Source organism: Streptomyces glaucescens (assembly GCF_002154375.1).
GTDB classification, from domain to species: Bacteria; Actinomycetota; Actinomycetes; order Streptomycetales; family Streptomycetaceae; genus Streptomyces; species Streptomyces glaucescens.
Genome location: NZ_MUND01001065.1, coordinates 1 through 347, shown reverse-complemented (window position 1 = coordinate 347; position 347 = coordinate 1). Strand labels below are relative to the sequence as shown.

The following is a 347-nucleotide window of genomic DNA, read 5'->3' as shown; positions in this document are numbered from 1 at the left end:
CGTCCATGCGGATGTGCAGATGACCTTGCACGACATAGCCGTTGTGGTTCATCTGACAGCTCTCGGTGCCCGCGATCGGTCCCACGTCCTGGGACCAGCGCCAGCCCGGCTCGAAGGTCGCCATGGCGAAGTCGCACCCCGCCAGGTGCACGGCTTCCAGGTGTCCGTGCGGGAAGTCCCGCCGCTCGTCCGGTCTGTCGAGCGTCTTCATCTCCAGCATGACGCTCCTCCCTTCCGGCCGCGTCCGCCGCGGCCGGGGCCGGTCTCCGTCTCCCCTGCGGCGCAGGCGGCACCGGCGGCGGCCCGACCCCTTCTCTTCATCGTCCGCCGGGGGGTCGGGCCGCCGC

1 pseudogene is annotated in these 347 nt (G+C 71.5%); it reads right to left on the bottom strand.

Going from position 1 to position 347, the window contains the following annotated elements:
• Window positions 1–220, bottom strand: a pseudogene (locus CCN42_RS40595) (cupin domain-containing protein); the annotation flags it as partial.
• Window positions 221–347: the final 127 nt, after the last annotated feature.